This window comes from Paenibacillus lemnae (assembly GCF_012933385.1).
In the GTDB taxonomy this organism is placed as follows: domain Bacteria; phylum Bacillota; class Bacilli; order Paenibacillales; family Paenibacillaceae; genus Paenibacillus_AQ; species Paenibacillus_AQ lemnae.
Window position 1 is genome coordinate 62458 of sequence record NZ_JABBPN010000011.1, and the last position, 18849, is coordinate 81306.

At 51.1% G+C, this 18849-nt stretch carries 16 protein-coding genes; 13 read left to right on the top strand and 3 right to left on the bottom strand.

Translation table 11 applies throughout. The annotated features are described in order from the left end of the window. Positions 1-313: 313 nt before the first annotated feature. The 8 genes from HII30_RS12870 to HII30_RS12905 all read left to right on the top strand — a co-directional run bounded on the left by HII30_RS12870 (position 314) and on the right by HII30_RS12905 (position 8846). Entirely contained in the window at positions 314-1978 is a 1665-nt protein-coding gene (locus tag HII30_RS12870; RefSeq protein ID WP_169505452.1) for a GspE/PulE family protein, read from the top strand. Between the two features lie 19 nt (positions 1979-1997). Next, positions 1998-3047, top strand: coding sequence for a type IV pilus twitching motility protein PilT (locus HII30_RS12875; RefSeq protein WP_169505453.1), 1050 nt, complete (start codon positions 1998-2000; stop codon positions 3045-3047). Between the two features lies 1 nt (position 3048). After that, positions 3049-4254 (top strand): type II secretion system F family protein, encoded by a 1206-nt coding sequence (locus HII30_RS12880; RefSeq protein WP_169505454.1) that lies wholly within the window; start codon positions 3049-3051, stop codon positions 4252-4254. Between the two features lie 149 nt (positions 4255-4403). Continuing rightward, the gene (locus HII30_RS12885; RefSeq protein WP_169505455.1) at positions 4404-4853 is read left to right on the top strand and encodes a prepilin-type N-terminal cleavage/methylation domain-containing protein; all 450 of its coding nucleotides are present in this window, start codon (positions 4404-4406) and stop codon (positions 4851-4853) included. 119 nt (positions 4854-4972) lie between these two features. Then, positions 4973-5722: a prepilin peptidase gene (locus tag HII30_RS12890; RefSeq protein WP_169505456.1), complete on the top strand. Its 750-nt coding sequence runs from the start codon at positions 4973-4975 to the stop codon at positions 5720-5722. A 13-nt stretch (positions 5723-5735) separates the two neighbouring features. Beyond that, positions 5736-7340 carry a pilus assembly protein PilM gene (pilM, locus tag HII30_RS12895; RefSeq protein ID WP_169505457.1) on the top strand — a complete coding sequence of 535 codons (1605 nt, stop codon included), beginning with the start codon at positions 5736-5738 and terminating at the stop codon, positions 7338-7340. After that, positions 7324-7947: a type 4a pilus biogenesis protein PilO gene (pilO, locus tag HII30_RS12900; protein ID WP_169505458.1), complete on the top strand. Its 624-nt coding sequence runs from the start codon at positions 7324-7326 to the stop codon at positions 7945-7947. The genes pilM and pilO overlap by 17 nt, the downstream gene beginning before the upstream one ends. A 173-nt stretch (positions 7948-8120) precedes the next feature. Further along, positions 8121-8846, top strand: a complete 726-nt coding sequence (locus tag HII30_RS12905; RefSeq protein WP_169505459.1) for a bactofilin family protein — start codon at positions 8121-8123, stop codon at positions 8844-8846. Between the two features lie 114 nt (positions 8847-8960). Here the strand turns inward: HII30_RS12905 and HII30_RS12910 are convergent, their stop codons facing one another. Next, the gene (locus tag HII30_RS12910; RefSeq protein WP_169505460.1) at positions 8961-10391 is read right to left on the bottom strand and encodes a VanW family protein; all 1431 of its coding nucleotides are present in this window, start codon (positions 10389-10391) and stop codon (positions 8961-8963) included. Positions 10392-10599: 208 nt separating this feature from the next. Between HII30_RS12910 and ftsE the strand changes: the two genes are divergently transcribed. From ftsE to HII30_RS12935, 5 genes are all read left to right on the top strand, one after another. Continuing rightward, positions 10600-11286: a cell division ATP-binding protein FtsE gene (ftsE, locus tag HII30_RS12915; protein ID WP_169505519.1), complete on the top strand. Its 687-nt coding sequence runs from the start codon at positions 10600-10602 to the stop codon at positions 11284-11286. Next, a complete protein-coding gene (gene ftsX / locus HII30_RS12920) occupies positions 11276-12193 on the top strand; it encodes a permease-like cell division protein FtsX (RefSeq protein ID WP_169505461.1) in 918 nt (305 codons plus the stop codon). Before ftsE ends, ftsX begins: the two co-directional genes overlap by 11 nt. 63 nt (positions 12194-12256) lie before the next feature. Beyond that, positions 12257-13606, top strand: a complete 1350-nt coding sequence (locus HII30_RS12925) for a murein hydrolase activator EnvC family protein (protein ID WP_169505462.1) — start codon at positions 12257-12259, stop codon at positions 13604-13606. 121 nt (positions 13607-13727) lie between these two features. Beyond that, a complete protein-coding gene (locus HII30_RS12930; protein ID WP_169505463.1) occupies positions 13728-15194 on the top strand; it encodes a S41 family peptidase in 1467 nt (488 codons plus the stop codon). 180 nt (positions 15195-15374) lie between these two features. After that, positions 15375-16715, top strand: a complete 1341-nt coding sequence (locus HII30_RS12935) for a PDZ domain-containing protein (RefSeq protein ID WP_169505520.1) — start codon at positions 15375-15377, stop codon at positions 16713-16715. A 100-nt stretch (positions 16716-16815) separates the two neighbouring features. Here the strand turns inward: HII30_RS12935 and HII30_RS12940 are convergent, their stop codons facing one another. Both HII30_RS12940 and HII30_RS12945 read right to left on the bottom strand, forming a co-directional pair. Beyond that, positions 16816-17475 carry a response regulator gene (locus tag HII30_RS12940; RefSeq protein ID WP_169505464.1) on the bottom strand — a complete coding sequence of 220 codons (660 nt, stop codon included), beginning with the start codon at positions 17473-17475 and terminating at the stop codon, positions 16816-16818. Positions 17476-17553: 78 nt separating this feature from the next. Further along, entirely contained in the window at positions 17554-18756 is a 1203-nt protein-coding gene (locus HII30_RS12945) for a sensor histidine kinase (RefSeq protein ID WP_169505465.1), read from the bottom strand. Between the last annotated feature and the right edge of the window lie 93 nt (positions 18757-18849).

The following is an 18849-nucleotide window of genomic DNA, read 5'->3' on the forward strand; positions in this document are numbered from 1 at the left end:
TCTCCTTTGATGGAACCTAGTAAATCGCTGGCAAATCACAATGTTATAAACTGGATGTAAAAAGATGGTGTTGTAAATATTACCAAAGTATGATATATATCATTTTAGGTCAAATCTATCAGGTATTCAATACGAAAAGATGAAATTTTTATGGTTATAATTCACTATTAGCACTATAATTATATCATTATGTAAGTTTTATGTAGGGACTAAGGATATAGTTCTTTACAAGACTCTCATTTTCGAAAAATTAGGTTCAGCCTGAAGACCACACTCATTGGGTACCCAATATATATGGCATGGAGTGATCATGATGGCCATCGTAAAGAAAAAGCTGGGCGACCTGCTGGTAGAGAACGGTGTTATTTCAGAGGAGCAGCTTCAGCAGGCGCTGGCTGAGCAAAGCAATAGTAAAAGAAAGCTGGGGGATCTTCTGATCTCGCAAGGATACATAACAGAGCAGCAGTTAATGGAAGTCTTGGAATTTCAACTGGGGATACCGCATGTCAGCCTGTTTAAATTTCAAATCGAGCCGGCTATTACGCAGATTATTCCCGAGAGTATGGCCAAGCGGCATCAGGTACTGCCTTTCATGAAAGAGGGCGGTAAGCTGATGGTGGCGATGGCAGATCCTCTCGACTATTTTGCGATTGAAGATCTCCGCATGACTACGGGGTTTCGGATCGAGCCGGCTATATCATCCCGTGATGAGCTTCAGCGCGCCATTGCACGCCACTACGGTCTGCGCGATTCGATGACTCAGATGATGGGGGAGCTTCCTTCGGAAGAAGAGTTCGAAGAGACGGAAATTACAGACGAAGCTTCGCCTATTGTGCGTCTGGTCAATCAAATGATTCAGCAGGCCGCACAGCTGAGGGCATCTGATATCCATGTTGATCCCGGTGAAAACAATTTGACCATTCGCTATCGCATCGACGGAGGTCTGAGGAATGAACGGATGCTTCCCAAGCAGATGCAGGGCTTTATCACGGCAAGGCTGAAGATTATGGCGAGGCTGAATATCGCAGAGCGGCGCCTTCCACAGGATGGAAGGATCAAGCTGCAAATGGATTACCGGATGATCGATATCCGGGTCTCCACACTGCCTACGATGCATGGGGAGAAGATTGTGCTGCGTTTGCTGGATTTGACCAGCGGGGTACAGGCTCTGGACCGGTTGGGCTTCAGTGATCATAATTTCAAAGCCTTTAAGAGCGTGATTGAGCGCCCATATGGAATTCTGCTGATTACTGGACCTACGGGCAGCGGGAAGACAACCACGTTATACTCGGCTTTAAATCATCTGAATAAAGAGGATGTCAACATTATCACAGTGGAAGATCCGGTTGAGTATCAGCTGGAAGGCATTAATCAGGTGCATGTCAATTCTTCTATCGGCTTGACCTTTGCAGCTGGACTTCGCTCTATTTTGCGTCAGGATCCGAATGTCGTGATGGTCGGAGAAATACGTGACAGCGAGACGGCTGAGATTGCGGTCAGAGCCTCGCTAACAGGACATTTGGTGCTGTCTACGCTGCATACGAACGATGCAATCAGCACGGTGATGCGTCTTCGGGATATGGGGGTTGAGTCGTACCTCATCGCTTCTTCCTTACTGGGAGTCGTGTCGCAAAGACTGGTTCGCAAAATATGCAATGAATGTAAGGAAAGCTACCGACCTTCTGAACAGGAATTGATACTGCTGAGGAATCATGGTGTTAACATTGAGACGCTGTACAAGGGCAGGGGATGCGGTTACTGCAGTAACACAGGCTACCGCGGCCGGCTGGCGATTCACGAAGTCATGACGGTCGATGACCTGTTGTCAGAGTTGATCGCGGCATCTGCTTCGGTAGAGAAACTGCGGCAGGCTGCGCGGAACAGGGGCCTGATTTATCTTATGGAGGACGGCATAACGAAAGTAACTCAAGGAGTTACCACGATGCAGGAGGTCATGAGGGAATCCGTGGCACATTAAGAACAGGGAGGGACCCTATATGAATCAGCAGCACAGGAATATTCTCTCTCTTCTTCTGCAGGCGCATGAATTCCGGGCATCGGATCTCCATATATCTGTCCAGTCGCCCCCTGTATTTAGAATCGACGGTGCACTGAAATCCATGAACGAGCCTGCAATCACCCGTGAAGAAGCGTGGGAGATGGCTAAGCAGCTGCTCGGCAGTGAGAAGATGGTTGATTTTCAGAGTACCGGCGAGCAGGACTTCTCCTATTCATTGGGGCAGTCCTGCCGGTTCAGAATCAATATATACCGGCAGCGGGGGCAGGTCAGCATCGCCGCACGTATCATTCCGGCGCAGATTCCAAGTTTTTCCGATCTTGGTCTTCCGCCAATATTATCTACGCTTGCTGACAAGCCGCAAGGATTAATTCTCGTAACCGGACCGACCGGCAGCGGCAAGTCATCTACGCTCGCTGCCATGATTCATTATCTGAATCAGAATACAAGAAAGCATATTGTGACTTTAGAAGATCCCATCGAATACCTTCACCCGCATGGAAACTGCCTTGTGGATCAACGTGAGGTTGGCCTGGATACGCTCAGCTTCTCGAACGGGCTTCGTGCGGCTCTGCGTCAGGATCCCGATGTGATTCTCGTTGGGGAAATGCGCGACTTGGAGACGATTCGGGCGGCGATCACCGCTGCGGAGACGGGCCACTTGGTTCTCGCTACGCTTCACACGAGTGATGCCCCGGGAACCATTGAGCGGATTATTGATGTGTTTCCAGGAGAGCAGCAGACACAAATACGCATTCAACTTGCTTCAGTATTAGTAGCCGTCGTGACCCAGCGTCTGTTTCCGAGGAGCGCAGGACAGGGCCGGGTGTGTGCGACAGAGATCCTGATTAATACGCCAGGTGTTGCGAATCTGATTCGCAGCGAGAAGTGCCATCAGATCAAGAATATGATGCAGACTGGTAGGGCGCTGGGCATGCATACACTTGAAATGTCAATCCAGGAATATGTGAAAGCCGGTCTCATTCTTCCCATTCATGCCCGGCCATTCCTGATGGAGGTGACATCCTAAGATGCAGCAGTTTGAATATCAGGTCAAGACCGGCTCAGGCAGAACGCTGAAGGGTAAACTGAGTGCGTCGGACAAGTCCACAGCTATGGAAGAGTTGCGCAAGCGGAACTTGACCGTCTTCTCACTTCAGGAGACGCGGAGCAGTATATTGTCGATGGATATCTATATCGGTAATCCGGTTAAGCCGGTGCATTTCATTATATTCTGCCGGCAGTTCGCCACGCTCATCCGTGCTGGCGTATCCATTGTGGACGCGGTTCGAATTCTGGCCGAACAGACGGACAGCAAACCGCTGCGCAAGGCGTTAGTCGAGGTGGGCTCCAGCTTGCTTCGGGGTACAGCTTTTTCTCAGACGGTGCAGGATCACAAGAAGATCTTTCCGCCGCTGTTTATCAGCATGATTCGGGCGGGGGAGGAATCGGGTGATCTGGAAGGGACGCTGGACCGCCTGGCTTTGTACTACGAGAAGCAGCATGCGACGACAGAGAAGATCAAATCCGCGCTGACCTATCCAATTACCGTCGGATTGATGGCGATTGCCGCGGTGGTCTATCTGCTGTGGGCGATCGTGCCCCAGTTCGTAACGATGTTTCAGTCTATGAATGCGGAGCTGCCTGCTGTGACCAAGATGGTGTTAGTCTTGAGTGACAGTATTCAAAGCCGCTGGTACTTCTGGCTGCTAGGAGTTGTGCTGCTGGTGGCGGCTTTTCAGATTGTAAAGAGGACGGATCGGGGTTCTTACTACATCGATTATATGAAGCTCAAAGTACCAATCTTCGGCAAGCTGAATCAGAAAGGCTCGATCGCTAAATTTTCCCGGACCTTCTCTTCTCTTTATGCCAGTTCCGTACCCGTGCTGCAGTCCCTGTCGATCGTGGAGGAAGTGGCGGGCAATAAAGTGGTCGCGGGCTATATCCGTAATGCCGGAGATTCGCTGCGTCAGGGTAAACCACTCTCCGAGCCGCTGAAAAAGGCCTGGGTGTTTCCGCCCCTGGTGACCCAGATGATTGCTATAGGAGAAGAAACCGGCGCACTGGACCAGATGCTCTCCAAGATTGCGGACTTTTACGAAATGGATGTCGAGAATACGGTTGACCGCCTCAAGTCACTTCTGGAACCTCTGCTGATCGCATTTCTGGCGGGTATTGTCGGTCTCATCGTTGCAGCCATCATGCTGCCGATGTTTAGTATGTACGGGAACATTTAATGGTGAGGACCTTCCTTTCAGAAATGCTAGGAATCAACTCTTATCAAAGCAGGAACCGCCTTTTTTATTGTTTGCAGGAAAGAGCCTGGCCATTTTGGCGGCTTTTCTTCAAAATATAAATTTTTTTCAATCTTAAGGAGGAAATTAATATGTTATCTAGAGCACTGAAAGCCAGACAAGCCCGTCTTCAGGACGAGAAAGGGTTCACCCTCATCGAACTCCTCGCCGTTATCGTTATTCTCGGTATTATCGCGATCATTGCGATTCCTTTGATTGGTAACATTATTGACAACAGCAAAAAAGATGCAGATGTAGCTACAGCTCGTCAGCTTTATGATGCAGCACGTCTCTATGTAATTGGGGAGAAGAATGGTGATTTTAAACATGATGACGTCAAAAGCGGTGTAGAACTTAAGGATTTACAAGATGAAAAATACTTGGAGACTACCGTTGCACTGCCGAGCACCAAAGAGCCGTTGACTGACGCAACTGTTACCTTTGACGTGAATGGGAAATTAGAAAAAGTTGAACTATCAACTAGCACTGTAACAGACAAAGAGTTTCTTGCTGAGAAAGTTTTAACTTCTGAGCGTGAATAAGACTGAGATGGCTAATGCTGAAATCAGCAAACCACTAATCTAGCAAACATCAATCTCCCAAATAGGAATCGGAATGCCTTTCCGGTTCCTATTTTCAAAATGAATGTAATGGAGTGACCATGACTTTCTTGATTGCCGCATATATAACCCTGCTGGGCCTCGCCCTGGGTTCCTTTTTCAATGTCGTTGCCCTGCGGATACCTGCCGGGCAATCTCTTGTTTCTCCGCCTTCCCGGTGCGGTAGCTGCGAAACGCGGCTGCGCGGACGCGATTTGGTGCCAGTCCTCAGCTGGCTGACAGCCCGCGGGAAGTGCCGGCACTGCGGCGTGCAGGTGTCCTGGCTGTACCCGGCAGGGGAAGCCGCGGCCGGAATACTCTTTTTGTGGACCTATCTGCGCTTTGGACTTACCAGCGAGGGGATGCTGGGCTTTCTGCTCTGCAGCCTGGCCGTAATTGTAACCATTTCGGATCTGCACAGCATGGTGATCCCTAACAAGGTGCTGCTGTTCTTTTTGCCGCTGCTTGCCGCCGGTACTTTTCTTGCGACAGAGCATACGTGGTGGAGTCATGTCCTTGGAGCTCTGCTGGGAGGCGGTGTGATCTTTCTGCTGGTGCTGGCGGGAGGTATGGGAATGGGAGATGCGAAGCTGTTCGCCTTGTGCGGCTTGGTTATCGGATTTCCAGGTGTCATTCTCGCATTTTTGACTGCTTGTTTCCTGGGTACGGCTGCAGGTGTGACCCTGATGCTTCTCGGCAAGGTAAACAGGAAGCAGCGAATCCCGTTTGCACCTTGGCTTGCATGCGGCATTCTTATTGCCTACGGATACGGTTCACAGATTATTGGCGGGTACCTCTCGCTCATTGGTTAGGAGGATTTTAAGCATGCTCGGTATGACATCGAAAGCCGGACTATCTATAGAAGAAACAGGTGTCCGTTATGCCCGGCTCAAAGGGAAAAACAGGGAGATTGATAAGCAGTTCTTCCTTCCTATGCCTCACGGTGCACTGGAGGATCAGCAGCTCGCGGACAGTGAACTGTTGGCGGCACAGCTGAAAGAAGCGGTGAAACGGGAAAGGCTGCGGGGCACCTGGGTCTCGATATCGGTACCGCCTTCCCAGATCGTTATCCGTAAAATGACGATACCCGGAGCCAATCCGAAACAGCTGGAGCAGCTGGTCCGCCTGGAAGTAGAAACAGGGCTTCACCTTCCATTTGATAACCCGGTATATGACTATATCGAATTAAGCAGAAACGAATCTGAGGCCGAGCTGCTCATTATTGCTGCGCCCCGTCAGATTATTGAAGAATACGTAAACCTTGTGGAATCCGCCGGCTTGAAAGTATCCAGTGTTGAAGTAACGGGAACTGCCTTGGCCCGCTTGATTGAACTGGGTGGAGAACACCTCTTCAGCTCAGGTATGCTGATTGATCTGGATCATGCCATTCTGGATGTCTGTATGTTCCATGAGAGAAATCCAGTGTTTATGCGGACGCTCAACTTAAAGGAACAAAGCCGTGAAGATATGAATGCTTGGCAGGAGAGTGCTGCAGCCGCAGACATGACCCTTGGCAGAGATAGAGAGGGGGAAGACCTCTCTTACGCTCAGACCGTAGAAATTACGGCGGAAATCTCCCGTATGCTCAACTTTTATCAATACAGCCTGCACGAAGGCGCTGTGCGAATTCAAGATATCTTTGTTACGGGTTCGCCGGAGGTTAGGAGGCAGCTGGTTGAGGTGCTGAAGACGTCTTTCTCGGAAATCCAGATTCATGAGATTGATTTCTCATCACCAAAGGAGGCCGCTGCGGCTAACCAGCTAGTGGATTATAATGATTACCGTCTTGCCGCAGGGGCGGCACTCAGAACCTCGGGAGGCCTCAAGATCAATCTGCTCCCTGTGGAAGACAGGGAAGCGGTCATTTTTCCATTCCTGGCCGTATCGCTTCTGGTCTTTTGGTTGCTGGGTCTGGCTGCCACAGGGACGATTATGGTTATGAATCAAGGCAAAATCAGCAATCAGGATGAAAGGCTTGAGGGATTAGCAAGTCAGAGAAACACCCTGGAACAGGAACTGCTTGCGTTGAATCGAAGCGGTATGGGGCAGAATGGAAGGGCCGCCGCTGTGGAGGGCATTCGCGAGCATCGGGAAAGTCCTGCAGCGATGATGTCTGCCATTGTGAAGCCGATGCCGGAAGGCGGCATTCTCCGGGATCTTGGCTACACGTACCGTTCTGAGATCGGAATGACGGTTTATCTGCCCCAAATGGAACAGGCTGCGGAGTACCTGGTTCTGCTCCGGCGTCTGCCTTTTACGAACGGTGCTATGATCACGAAATTGACCGAAGGCATCTCAGGTGGAAATTCAGGTAATCCACAGGGGCAGGGTTATTATACGGCTGTATACCGGATAAGTCTGGGATCGGGAACTTCGATCGCCAATTTACCGGCAGAGGGAGAGGAGGAAGACGATGGAGCGGCTGAATAGACACCGGACACCTGTTGTGCTGGTTATACTGGTTCTTTTTCTGCTGCTGCTCGGCTTCTATATGTGGGGCCTGAAGCCAACATTTACACGGATAGATGAACAGCGGGCGGATATGGAACGGATCGAAGGCGAACGGGACCTTCTGCAGCAGAAAGTGGATGAAATGAAAGGGACAGATTCAGATTCAGAAACCGAACGATCCAGTGAGTCTTTGGTAGCACTTCCTCATGGGGACGAAGCTGATCAGCTGGTTTTGGATTTGAGAAGCCTCGGCTTGAAATCCGATGCCCGTCTGAAAAATGTTGACTTTACCCTTACCGGGGCAAATGAACTGAATCTAATGCTTGGGGAAGGCGAGAATGCATACCCGTTTATTAAGGAAGTAAAAATGAATGCGGAGGTTGAAGGCACTTATTCTCAAATTAGTGACTGGATGATTCAGCTTGAACGCCTGCCGCGGATGATCAAGGTGGATTCCTACAGCTTTCAGCGCCGCGGCGGGCTGGTGGAAGCTCCGGAAAACGCATTGATCACCGCAAACATTGTGTTTACCGCTTATTATGAATCAGCTCAAGTCGGATCTCCTGCTTCAGGAGCTGCTGAATAGATCTGCCCTGAAGGGCCGTGTTTCCATCTGGAAAACGGCCCTTTGTGCTGTAAAGATCGGTCTGGCGACTGAGATGAACTTCGGGCGGCAGTTGGTATACCGGCAGCCATAAACGTGATACATTTACTGGTAAAGAACAGGTGTGCCGAAGGCAGATACAGCGGAGGGATAATATGGAGCGTGAAAGTATCAAACGGGACCATCTTCATATTTCAGGATTTGGGAAAGCGGCAGGCGGATACTATGACAAGGTTCAATTCGACGGAGCCTGCAGTGTAGGAGGGGATCTGGACTGCAGGAAGTTTACAGCCAATGGTTCCGTCACGGTGAATGGCTCGCTGACTGCTGAGAAGATGACGATCAACGGTACAGGTACCATTGAAGGACCCGTGGATGCACTGGAGATTCAGGTGAGCGGGAATGCTTCGATAAAAGGAGAGGCCCGGACACGAAAGCTGGAGGTCAGCGGGCGCGCCCATGTGCACGGCCGGCTGTCAGCTGGAGAAGTCGAGATTACAGGGCGGCTGATTGCCAGGGAGCTGCATACAGGCAGGCTGAAGGTCAAGGGCGGCTTCAAGATCGACGAACGGCTTCAGGCAGACGTTATCAAGATCAAACTGTACGACCGCTGTGAAGCGGGTGAAATCTACGGCAGTGATATTTCAGTGCTGAAAAAAGGGAAGAAGCTGTGGGAGCATTTGTCGCTCACCTTCCGGCCGATCATCTTGAAAGCCCGTGTTATTGAGGGGAACAATGTAGAGATCAGCTATACAGAAGGGGAGCTCGTTCGGGGCGGAAGGGTGTGGATCGGACCGGAATGCCGTATCGGATTGGTGGAATACAAAGAAGAACTGGTTGTTGATCCATCTGCCGTCATCGGGGAGACACGCAAAATATAAGGACACTGGTAATACAGCTCTGCTGTGTCATAGAACAGATAAAGGCTTTCTCCAAGCGGCAGTCTGCCGGAGGAAAAAGCCTTCATTTATTATATGGTTCTGTCCTGGCGCGAACTAAGGTCCGCTAACGCCGTCTTCGACGACAGGCGCCTTCGGAAAATCGCGGCTTCCTGGAATTTCACCTCGTGTCGGATTCATGCCGATGAGGCTGCTCTGTCCCCTGTACACATCCCGTGAGATGATTTCCCGCTTCAAGACCTTGCCGTTTACCCGCTTCACCCGATAGGTTTCTACAATATACCCCGGCTTGCCCGGTTGAAGAACTTTGCGCTGCCCCGGGGCCAGAGAGGAATCACGGACATATTTTTGCGGTGCAGGGATGTTCTCAATCGTCTTGGTTTCCAGGTAATAAACTGTATCCTTCGGAAAGGTGCCGAAAAACTTGATGGTGACGCTCTTGCCGATCACCTGGGCCCGCAGCAGCAGATGCTTGCCGGTATTGTTGCGGAAGCGGAAATTGATGGCTCCCTCTGCATAGGTGGCATCTCTTCCCTTGGATACATAATTCACCGGAAGTGAATGGTTCCGCCGCTCCACAACCTCCAGGCCGGTGAGCAGCACCGCATTATACAGTGTACTGGACACTTGGCAGATTCCCCCGCCGATCCCAGGCACCAGCCGTCCGCTGATGATGACGGGCGCTTCCCGGAACCCGTACTCTTTTTGTGCCTTGGCAATGACCTCGGCATAGTTGAACACATCCCCCGGTTTCAAAATAATTCCGTCCACGGCTTGGGCCGCCGAAGTGACGTTATGGACCCTTCCGGGTCCGCTGGCGCCAAGATAGGTTGAGAATTCCATGATCTTGCGTTCAATGCCCTCATCCTTGAGTGAAGATAAAGTGACCTCAGGCTCGATCGGTTCCAGCGGCAGCTCTATGTTGATGATCTCCTTCTGGTCCGGGGAATGAAACTGCTTCGTTCCGGGAAGAGCGGCCGTAAACATATCTTGAAGCCGCATCCACCCAATCCGCAGCGACGTTTTCCCCGGTGTATAGGTTACGGCATCCCCCTTGATACTCCTCATGGCGTTAACCGGATCTCCGAACCGTTCTCTTTCCCACTCGGTGTTCAGCCTCTGCTTCAGTAGGCTCATATCCCAGTCCGCCGAGAAGGTCCACGACTTTTGGAACCGGTATCGGTACAGCGCACGCTTCAAGACATGTCCCTCCTGAAGCTGGAGGACTGCCTTGGTGAAGTCATCTGCCTCATAGGAGACGCCGGCTTCCGCAAGTGTCATGATTTCCGGCTTTCCGGCATCCGGGAGCCCTCCAAATTCCACCTTCAGCTGTTTCATGGCAGCGAGCCGGTGTTCCAGCTCGCTGAGCACTTGTTCTGCTTTAAGTTTACCCACGTTCCAGCCGGACAGCTGCACCCCTTTAGGCAGCTGTTTTTGACCGCTATACAGCCATAATCCTCCGTAAATCAGCGAACACATCAGCAGTATGCTGATGAGCACAATCAGAGCCAAATGAAGTTTTTTCATGAGCAACCACCTTTTTCACTTCTTGTTAACCGGAGTTCAAGCACATTTAAATGTATATGTCACGATCTGCTCAAACTTTCGGCTACTCAAAAGGTAACAAATTTGTTACAATGGTCTTTGTCATGAGGAATTTTCATGCATTTTAAAGGAATTCCTTGGAAGGTGTCGAATAGTAAAAAGGGCTAATCAAGTAATGGGAAGTGATGAAGTGATCGAAATGCAGGATGTGTGGAAGAGCTATCCGAACGGAGCCCATGCACTTCAGGGAGTTTCGGTGAAGATCGACCGCAACGAGTTCGTTTACGTCGTCGGACCGTCCGGCGCAGGTAAATCGACATTTATGAAATTGATATATAGAGAAGAAGTTCCCACTAAAGGACAAATATCCGTCAACGGATTTAATATTGGGAAGCTGAAGCCGCGTAAGATCCCTTACGTACGCCGTAACATCGGGGTCGTGTTCCAGGATTTTCGTCTTCTGCCGAAGCTGACCGCATATGAGAACGTGGCATTTGCCATGGAAGTTATCGAAACACCCACGAAGCAGATGAAGAAAAGGGTTATGGAAGTTTTGGAACTGGTTGGCCTGAGAGAGAAGGCGGGCCGTCAGCCTGCACAGTTATCGGGCGGGGAGCAGCAGCGGATTGCGATCGCCAGAGCGATTGTGAACAATCCATCCGTGATCATTGCGGATGAGCCCACCGGGAACCTGGATCCTGAAACATCATGGGACATCATGCAGCTGCTGGACGAGATTAACTTCCGGGGCACAACGATCGTCATGGCTACTCACAATAAAGATATTGTGAACAAAATGCGCAAGCGTGTTATCGCCATCGAGAACGGACAGATTGTCCGGGATCAGGTGAGAGGGGAGTATGGATATGACTTTTAGAACCTTTCTCCGGCACATGCGGGAAGGAGTCAAGAGTATATTCAGAAACGGATGGATGTCCGTGGCTTCGATTACTTCCATTGTCATATCGCTATTTATTTTAGGTGTGTTTATTTTACTGGTATTGAATGTTAATGCTTTAGCCGATAAAGCCGATAGTAATGTACAGGTGAGCGCATATCTCAACCTGAATGTAGATCAGGAACTGCGCGAGCGAGTAGAGAAAGAGATCGCCATCATGCCGGAAGTGAAGGAGATTCGATTCGTTTCCAAGGATGAAGGCATGAAGGATCTGACAGAGAGTTTTGGCACGGAAGGGCAAGATCTGCTGGATGGTTTTACGAACGAGGATACGAACCCGCTGCCAGATTCCTTTATCATTAATGTGGTCGAGCCGACAACCGTGCCGGCAGTGGCCCAGAAGGTAGAGAGTCTCAACGAAACCTATCCGGAGAAACCGATTATGCGGGTGAAATACGGAGAAGGTACGGTAGAGAAGCTGTTTGAAATTACGAAATACGTACGGAATATCGGGTTTATTTTTGTAGCCGGATTGGGATTAATGTCCATGTTTCTGATCTCCAACACGATTCGGGTGACCATACTGGCACGTCGGCGTGAGATCAGTATTATGAAGCTGGTGGGAGCCACCAACACCTTTATCCGCTGGCCATTTTTTGTGGAAGGAGCCCTGATTGGATTGATCGGTTCACTGATTACCGTCGGTGCTTTGTTCCTTGGCTACAGCCAGCTGCATCAAGCTTTGATTGGAGATATAACCTTGTCACAGAGTCTGATCCCGCTGAGCGAGATTTGGCACCTGCTGGGAGGCCTGCTCCTGCTGCTCGGAATGCTGATTGGTATATGGGGCAGTACGATGTCGATACGCAAGTCTCTAAAAGTTTAAGCTGAATCAATTGGATCATGAGATCCTGAACAATAGATTTTCGAAAAGGATGGGGAGTGCACGTTGAAAAAGATCGCCGCCGGATTAGCCGCTTTATTATTAACCGCCGTCGTTGCAGGGCCCTCTGCCGGATTAGCCGAAAGCAAAACTTCCGCCGATGTGGACCGTGAGTTAAAAGCTCTTCAGAGTGAGGTTCAGCAGGCCCGTAAGCAAAAAAGCAAAGCGGCCGATGAGAAGCAGGAAGCGCAGCATTACAAAAATAAAACAACACACAATCTCCAGTATGTCATGGAACAGATTGATTCTGTCAGCAATCAGCTGAGCAAAATCACGATGCAGATTGATGAAACGGAACAAGGCCTGCAAATCACAGCGGACGAGCTTCAAGCCGCCCAGGATCGTATTGCAGCCCGTGAGAAGCTGCTGGAGCAGCGCATTCGCCTCATCTATATGGATGGCGAAGTGTCCTATCTGGATGTTCTGTTGTCCTCAACGAGCTTTACGGATTTCCTGGATCGCGCAGACTCACTGAAAACGATTGTGGATCAGGATCAGGATCTGCTGGTACAGCATAAACAGGACAAAATTCTGGTTCTGGACAAGAAGAAAGAACTGGAAGGCCAATATGCCAAAGCGAAGAATTTGTACGCACAGATGGAAGACCGCAAGAGCGAACTCGCCGCAAAAGAGAAAGAAAAGCGGGTCCTTATAGCACAGTATGACCAAAAGATTGAAATCTCAGACGAGATTTCGGCAGAGCAGGAACAGATGCTGGTTCAGCTGGCAACCAAACGCTCCAAGCTTCAGCAGGAGCGCAACAAGCTGGCTGCTGAAGAGGCTGCACGCCGCGCCGCAGCAGCGAAAGCTGCTGCTGAAGCCCGGGCACGTGCAGCTGCTGCGAAAGCTGCTGCTCAGAAGGCGGCTGCAGAGAAGGCTGCCGCTCAGAGGGCAGCCGCCAACAAAAAGGCTGCGCCAAGCGCCTTGGGCGGAAGCAGCCGTGCAACCTTTAATGGTACTGGCGGACCTCTCGCCACACCGGTTTCAGGATCTTATCTGTCCTCGAACTATGGATACCGTACGCATCCGGTGACGGGCCAGAGATCATCGATGCATACAGGCGTCGATTTCGCTGCAAGAGAAGGCACGGATATTCGTGCAGCAGAAGGCGGTACAGTCATACTCGCCGAATGGTGGAGCACGTACGGAAATGCAGTCATTATCGACCATGGCGATGGCTTATGGACGCTGTATGGCCATATCCGCAATGGCGGTACTGTCGTATCTGAAGGACAGCAGGTAAGCCGGGGCCAGAAAATTGCTGAGGTCGGATCTACCGGCCGGAGCACAGGACCGCATCTTCATTTTGAAGTCAGAGTTAACGGATCGCCAGTGAATCCGACACCTTATTTATAGTCATTGATCATCAGTAACAGAAAGCCGTTGTATAAATATTCCCCGGAAGTCTATCATATACTAGGATGACCGGGATGCTGCGTAGTGTTATGCTGAAATGTACAAAGGCGGTGAGATCAGGATGAAGAAAAGAACGGTGTTGTTTTTGGTAATGGCCTCCATGCTGTGCGGCGTCATGCTGACCATGGTGTTTATGCAGCTGCCGAATACAGCGGGACCCAATGCTGGCGGTGAAGGTCTCTTGGCCAGTATCAGCAAAAAGGGACTGGAGCAGGAAGAAGCTCAAAAGCTGGGTACAGCTCTGGATATTATCGAAAGCAACTATTATAAGGACGTTGATCGGGACAAGCTCCTTGACGGCGCGATCAACGGGATGATGGAATCGCTCGGCGATCCGTACTCCAATTATATGGGGAAGGTTACCGCGGAACATTTTGAAGAGAGCATTGAAGGCTCTTTTAGTGGAATCGGTGCCGAGGTATCCTCCGTGGATGGTAATGTAGAGGTTGTATCTCCGATCAAGAATTCCCCGGCCGATAAGGCGGGAATTCGGGCCAAGGACGTGATCCTGTCGGTCAATGGAGAATCGCTGCAGGGGCTGGAGCTGAACGCAGCCGTAGCCAAGATACGGGGACCTAAGGGCTCTAAAGCTGTTCTGAAAGTAAAACGTCCCGGAGCTGCAGAAAGTATCGAATTTGTGATCATTCGGGATGATGTGGATCTGGAAACGGTCAATGCCCGGCTGGAGAAAAACGGGGTCGGTGTTATCGAGATCACTCAATTTTCATTGAATACGGGTGAGCGCTTCAATCAGGAACTGAAATCTCTGGAAGATCAGGGCATGAAAGGGCTTGTTATTGATGTACGCAACAATCCGGGCGGTGTGCTCTCGGTCGTTATCGATATTGCAGAGCAGTTCGTACCGAAAGATAAGCTGATCGTGCAGGTGGAAGACAAGGACGGCAAGCGGGAGAAGCATCCTTCTAAAGGTGACTCCAAGCCTTATCCTGTCGTGCTGTTAATGAACAAGGGCAGTGCCAGTGCTTCGGAGATTCTGGCAGGGGCGCTGCAGCAGTCAGCCGGAGCTGTGCTGATTGGGGATCATTCTTTCGGTAAAGGAACGGTGCAGACCAGCTTTGACAAGCAGTTCGGGGACGGAAGCCTGTTAAAGGTAACGATCGCGAAATGGCTGACACCGAATGGCTCCTGGATCCATGAGAAAGGCATTGAACCGGATCAGAAGGTCCTTCAGCCGGATTACTTCTCCGCCGCGCCTTTGGACAAGAAGAAATCCTTGAAATACGACATGAACAATTCAGATGTGATGAATGCTCAGATCATGCTGGAAGCGGTCGGTTTCAAACCGGGCCGGAAAGACGGTTATTTTGATCGGGCGACGGAAAAAGCAGTGAAGGATTTCCAGTCGAAGCATAAGCTGAAGTCCGACGGTGTGGTGAATGCGGCGACCGCAGAAGCACTGGAAGCCGATCTGATCAAATCAATTCAGGATCCGGCGAATGATACACAGCTGAAAAGCGGAATTGCTGAAGTGGTGAAGGAAATCAAGAGTCAGGCGTCGAACAAGTAAGAAGGCTGAATTCAGCCTTCTTTTTTTCTTGAGTAATTGTGAGTAACATAACAGGTAGTCAACTTGCAGCGGGTCCGGAGCGTGAGGACAGATCAGATTTTTTTACAGCAAAGACAAGACATCATGACAGATCTGCCAATACGTCTTGAGGAGAAGGAGTGAATCAGGTTGGATACAGCGATGGAATGGATTTGGATGGTGCTGGACGCAGGACTTTCTCTGCTGGCACAGCCCTTTTACTATATTTCGGTGGTGATCATTGCGCTGCTGTACCGCAGACAGGTACTACTGGAGCGCAAGCTGTTTCACGTGCGTGTGAACGGCTGGGAGACACAGACCCTGCGCACCATAGCCGGAGGAATCATTGCAGGGATCGGGGTCTCGATCGTTATGGCATTTCTAGGGATCACCCTGACCCTGGGAGCGGTATTATGTATCTGGGCTGCGACCCTGCTGCTGATGCTGTTCCGTGTTCGGTTTTTATGTTTTGCCTATGCGATTTCTCTGCTGGGTGTGCTGCAATTTATGCTGGGATGGTTTCCAAAGTTTCAGCCTGCAGGCTGGGGAGGCAGTATACAATCCGCCATCCTGGAACTGAATATTCCGGCACTGCTTGCCTTGGCCGCTGTCCTGCACTTTGCAGAGGCCATACTGGTGCTGCGGCAGGGAAGCCGCTTTGCGACCCCTTTGTTTCTGGAAGGGAAGCGGGGTAAGCTCGTCGGCGGGTATCAGATGCAGAGTTTCTGGCCGCTGCCGCTGTTTCTGCTGATTCCGGCATCCGGCGGTCCGCTGCTGCCATGGACGCCGTTCTTCGGGGGCGAGGCCTGGCTGGGGGGCGTCAGTATAGCTGCCCTGCCGGTGCTGATTGGCTTCGGAGAAATGACGCAGAGCATGCTGCCACGGGATAAAGCATCTGTCAGTGCCAAACGGCTGGTCTTGTACAGTGCCGTTGTGCTGGCGCTGAGTATGCTGGCAGCTTGGTGGGCACCGCTGGTCATTGTTGCGGCGCTGACCGCGCTTGTGCTGCATGAAGGGCTGGTCTGGTTCAGCCGGTATGAGGAGCAGCAGCGCAGCCCGATTTTTGTACATCCTCCTAAAGGATTGAGAGTGCTGGCCGTGCTGCCGGGAAGTCCCGCAGATGAACTGGGCATTCTGGCTGGCGAGACCATTCTGAAAGTGAATGGAACGCTGGTATATAACAAAGAGCAGCTGCATGCGGCGCTCCGGCAGAATGCCGCTTTTTGCAAGCTGGAGGTGCAGAACCACCAGGGCGAGAGCAAGTTCATGCAGCGGGCGATTTACTCAGGTGAGCATCATCAGCTGGGGGCGATCATCGCGCCGGATCCGGATGCGGGACTTGCGGTTCGGCTGAAGCCGATCAGTGTGTTCGGGCTCCTGGGCATGAAGCTAAATCTGAAGAGCAAGAGCAGAGTCAGGGATTCATCCGGCACAGAGAGCACAGAGCATTCAGGTGGAATACCGGATGGGCTGGCTCCGGATGACAGGAATCTGCATCTGTAAATAATAGAAATGACTCAAAAAAAGACATGGCGGTGTAAGAGGGAAGCTATCCCGGTACACTGACCATGTCTTTTTTGCGTATGGCTTTAAGCGATTAACTTTAAACAGAACCCGCCCCATTTTTAAGATAAAAAATCGCAATTTGCGTGCGGTCACGCAGACTCAGCTTGCCCAGAATCTCGGTGACATAGTTTTTGACAGTCCCTTCGCTTAAAAACAGCTGTCCCGCGATCTCCTTGTTGGATAATCCATCCGCAATCAGGCGCACAATATTTTTCTCCGCCGGGGTCAGTCCGTAGGTATCCAGAACCGCAGACTGCGGGGGACGTGCCGGCTGGGCTGGCCGCAGCATACCCGTGAGCTTGCGAGCGATGTCGGGGTGAATGAGCATATTGCCCTCGTGCACGGTTTTGATGCCCTGGATGATGCGGTCTGGGGGAATGTTTTTTAGCAAATAACCGCTGGCACCGTTCTGCAGGGCTGCTGCGATATAATCGTCATCGTCAAACGTAGTCAGCATCAGCACGCGGGTATCGGGATAGGTTTTGCGGATCAGCTCGGTTCCCTCCACACCGTCACAGACCGGCATCCGGATGTCCATCAGTACAACATCCACAGCAGGTCCTTCGGCAAGCAGCTCCAGGGCCTCCGCACCATGTGCCGCAGTACCGATGACTTCGATGAGAGGATCCATGCCAATCAGCAGCTTGAGGCTTTCCCGGATAAAGGGGTCGTCATCAACAAGAAGCACCGTAATCATAAAAATTTCACCTCCCTTTGTTCCATCCCTAATTGCTAGTTAGAATGGTATCTTTTAATTCAATCTATATAGCAACTGTTACATAATTTCGCTCTTGCGGTAGACGGGCAGTTTCGTAATCACGGTAAAAGGGGCATAGCCCCGCACATTCAGGGTACCGCCGATCAATCGTGTGCGTTCCAGCATACCGCTGAGGCCCAGCCCCTGGCGTGGCGGAAACCCGGATTCCCCGGCATAGGGCTGCTCGCTGTCCAGGCCGCCCGTGGAAGTTTGTTCACGCAAGGCCGTTTTACCGTTATTGGATACTTCCATACACATTTCATGCTCTTCATAGATCAGCAGCACACTCACCTCAGACGCATCTCCGTGACGGATTGCATTGGTGATCGCTTCGCGTGCATTTTTAAACAGCACGACCTGCTGGCTGGGATACAGCGGATAGGGCAGACCTTTTACCTGAAGTGTGGTCCGGATACCGGTTTCCTGCTGGATTTGCTCCAGCAGCCGGTCAAGAGAATGCGCATCAGCAATCGGTCTGCCGGGATGCATACGCTTGACTGCGAGCCGCATCTCCTCCATGCTGTCTGCCAGCTGGTCACGGATCTGATGCAGCAGCTGCATCCCGCGTTCCTGATCTCCCGGAACGGTATGAATCGCCGCCTCCATCATCATCTTCACCCGGATCAGCCGGTGGCCGATATCATCATGCAGCTGCCGCGAAATACGGGTTCTTTCCTCTGCCTGTGCAGCTCCCTCCACCTGATGAGCAAACTGCTGCAGCCGGCTTCTCGCTTCTTCCAGCTGATAATGCTTGCTTCGCAGCTCATCATACAATTTCAACGTATTCTCTCTTCTGCCTGACGCATCATGAAGAATACTGATAAAGACAGCCATCATCATCAGCAGCAGGTTACCGCACACCAGCCACAGCTTCTCCTGCTCCCAAAACGCGGTATTCAGTACCGCAGCATGAATCCCGAACAACAAATACCGGAGCACAGCAGGGGAAAACGTGAAATAGACACACACACTGGACATGGAGATAAAGGCCATCAGTAACCCGTACTCCCTGCACATCCATCCCGCAATGAGAATTTCCAGAAGAACCCCTGCAGCCATCACCGGGAGTGAGGTGATATGGCGGCTCAAGACAGCTGCGGACAGAAACAGGAGCACCAGAAAGGTATATACACCGTATCTCTCAATCGGCTGGATATACAGCCCTGCCAGAGCGGGGAGGAGGATGAGTCCGTAACGCAGCGGGATCCATATCCGGGACATATCAGATAACTTCCTTTTCTCAGAGTTTGATGAAAACAGGTCATCTGCGATGCCTGTATTTTCTTTCGCCCATTATATCACAGCACACTTTAC

Excerpts from the sequence above, each read along its gene's own strand:
- HII30_RS12870 (WP_169505452.1), top strand. The coding sequence starts at position 314 with ATGGCCATCGTAAAGAAAAAGCTGGGCGACCTGCTGGTAGAGAACGGT.
- HII30_RS12875 (WP_169505453.1), top strand. The coding sequence starts at position 1,998 with ATGAATCAGCAGCACAGGAATATTCTCTCTCTTCTTCTGCAGGCGCAT.
- HII30_RS12880 (WP_169505454.1), top strand. The coding sequence starts at position 3,049 with ATGCAGCAGTTTGAATATCAGGTCAAGACCGGCTCAGGCAGAACGCTG.
- HII30_RS12885 (WP_169505455.1), top strand. The coding sequence starts at position 4,404 with ATGTTATCTAGAGCACTGAAAGCCAGACAAGCCCGTCTTCAGGACGAG.
- HII30_RS12890 (WP_169505456.1), top strand. The coding sequence starts at position 4,973 with ATGACTTTCTTGATTGCCGCATATATAACCCTGCTGGGCCTCGCCCTG.
- pilM (WP_169505457.1), top strand. The coding sequence starts at position 5,736 with ATGCTCGGTATGACATCGAAAGCCGGACTATCTATAGAAGAAACAGGT.
- pilO (WP_169505458.1), top strand. The coding sequence starts at position 7,324 with ATGGAGCGGCTGAATAGACACCGGACACCTGTTGTGCTGGTTATACTG.
- HII30_RS12905 (WP_169505459.1), top strand. The coding sequence starts at position 8,121 with ATGGAGCGTGAAAGTATCAAACGGGACCATCTTCATATTTCAGGATTT.
- HII30_RS12910 (WP_169505460.1), bottom strand. The coding sequence starts at position 10,391 with ATGAAAAAACTTCATTTGGCTCTGATTGTGCTCATCAGCATACTGCTG.
- ftsX (WP_169505461.1), top strand. The coding sequence starts at position 11,276 with ATGACTTTTAGAACCTTTCTCCGGCACATGCGGGAAGGAGTCAAGAGT.
- HII30_RS12930 (WP_169505463.1), top strand. The coding sequence starts at position 13,728 with ATGAAGAAAAGAACGGTGTTGTTTTTGGTAATGGCCTCCATGCTGTGC.
- HII30_RS12935 (WP_169505520.1), top strand. The coding sequence starts at position 15,375 with ATGGAATGGATTTGGATGGTGCTGGACGCAGGACTTTCTCTGCTGGCA.
- HII30_RS12940 (WP_169505464.1), bottom strand. The coding sequence starts at position 17,475 with ATGATTACGGTGCTTCTTGTTGATGACGACCCCTTTATCCGGGAAAGC.
- HII30_RS12945 (WP_169505465.1), bottom strand. The coding sequence starts at position 18,756 with ATGTCCCGGATATGGATCCCGCTGCGTTACGGACTCATCCTCCTCCCC.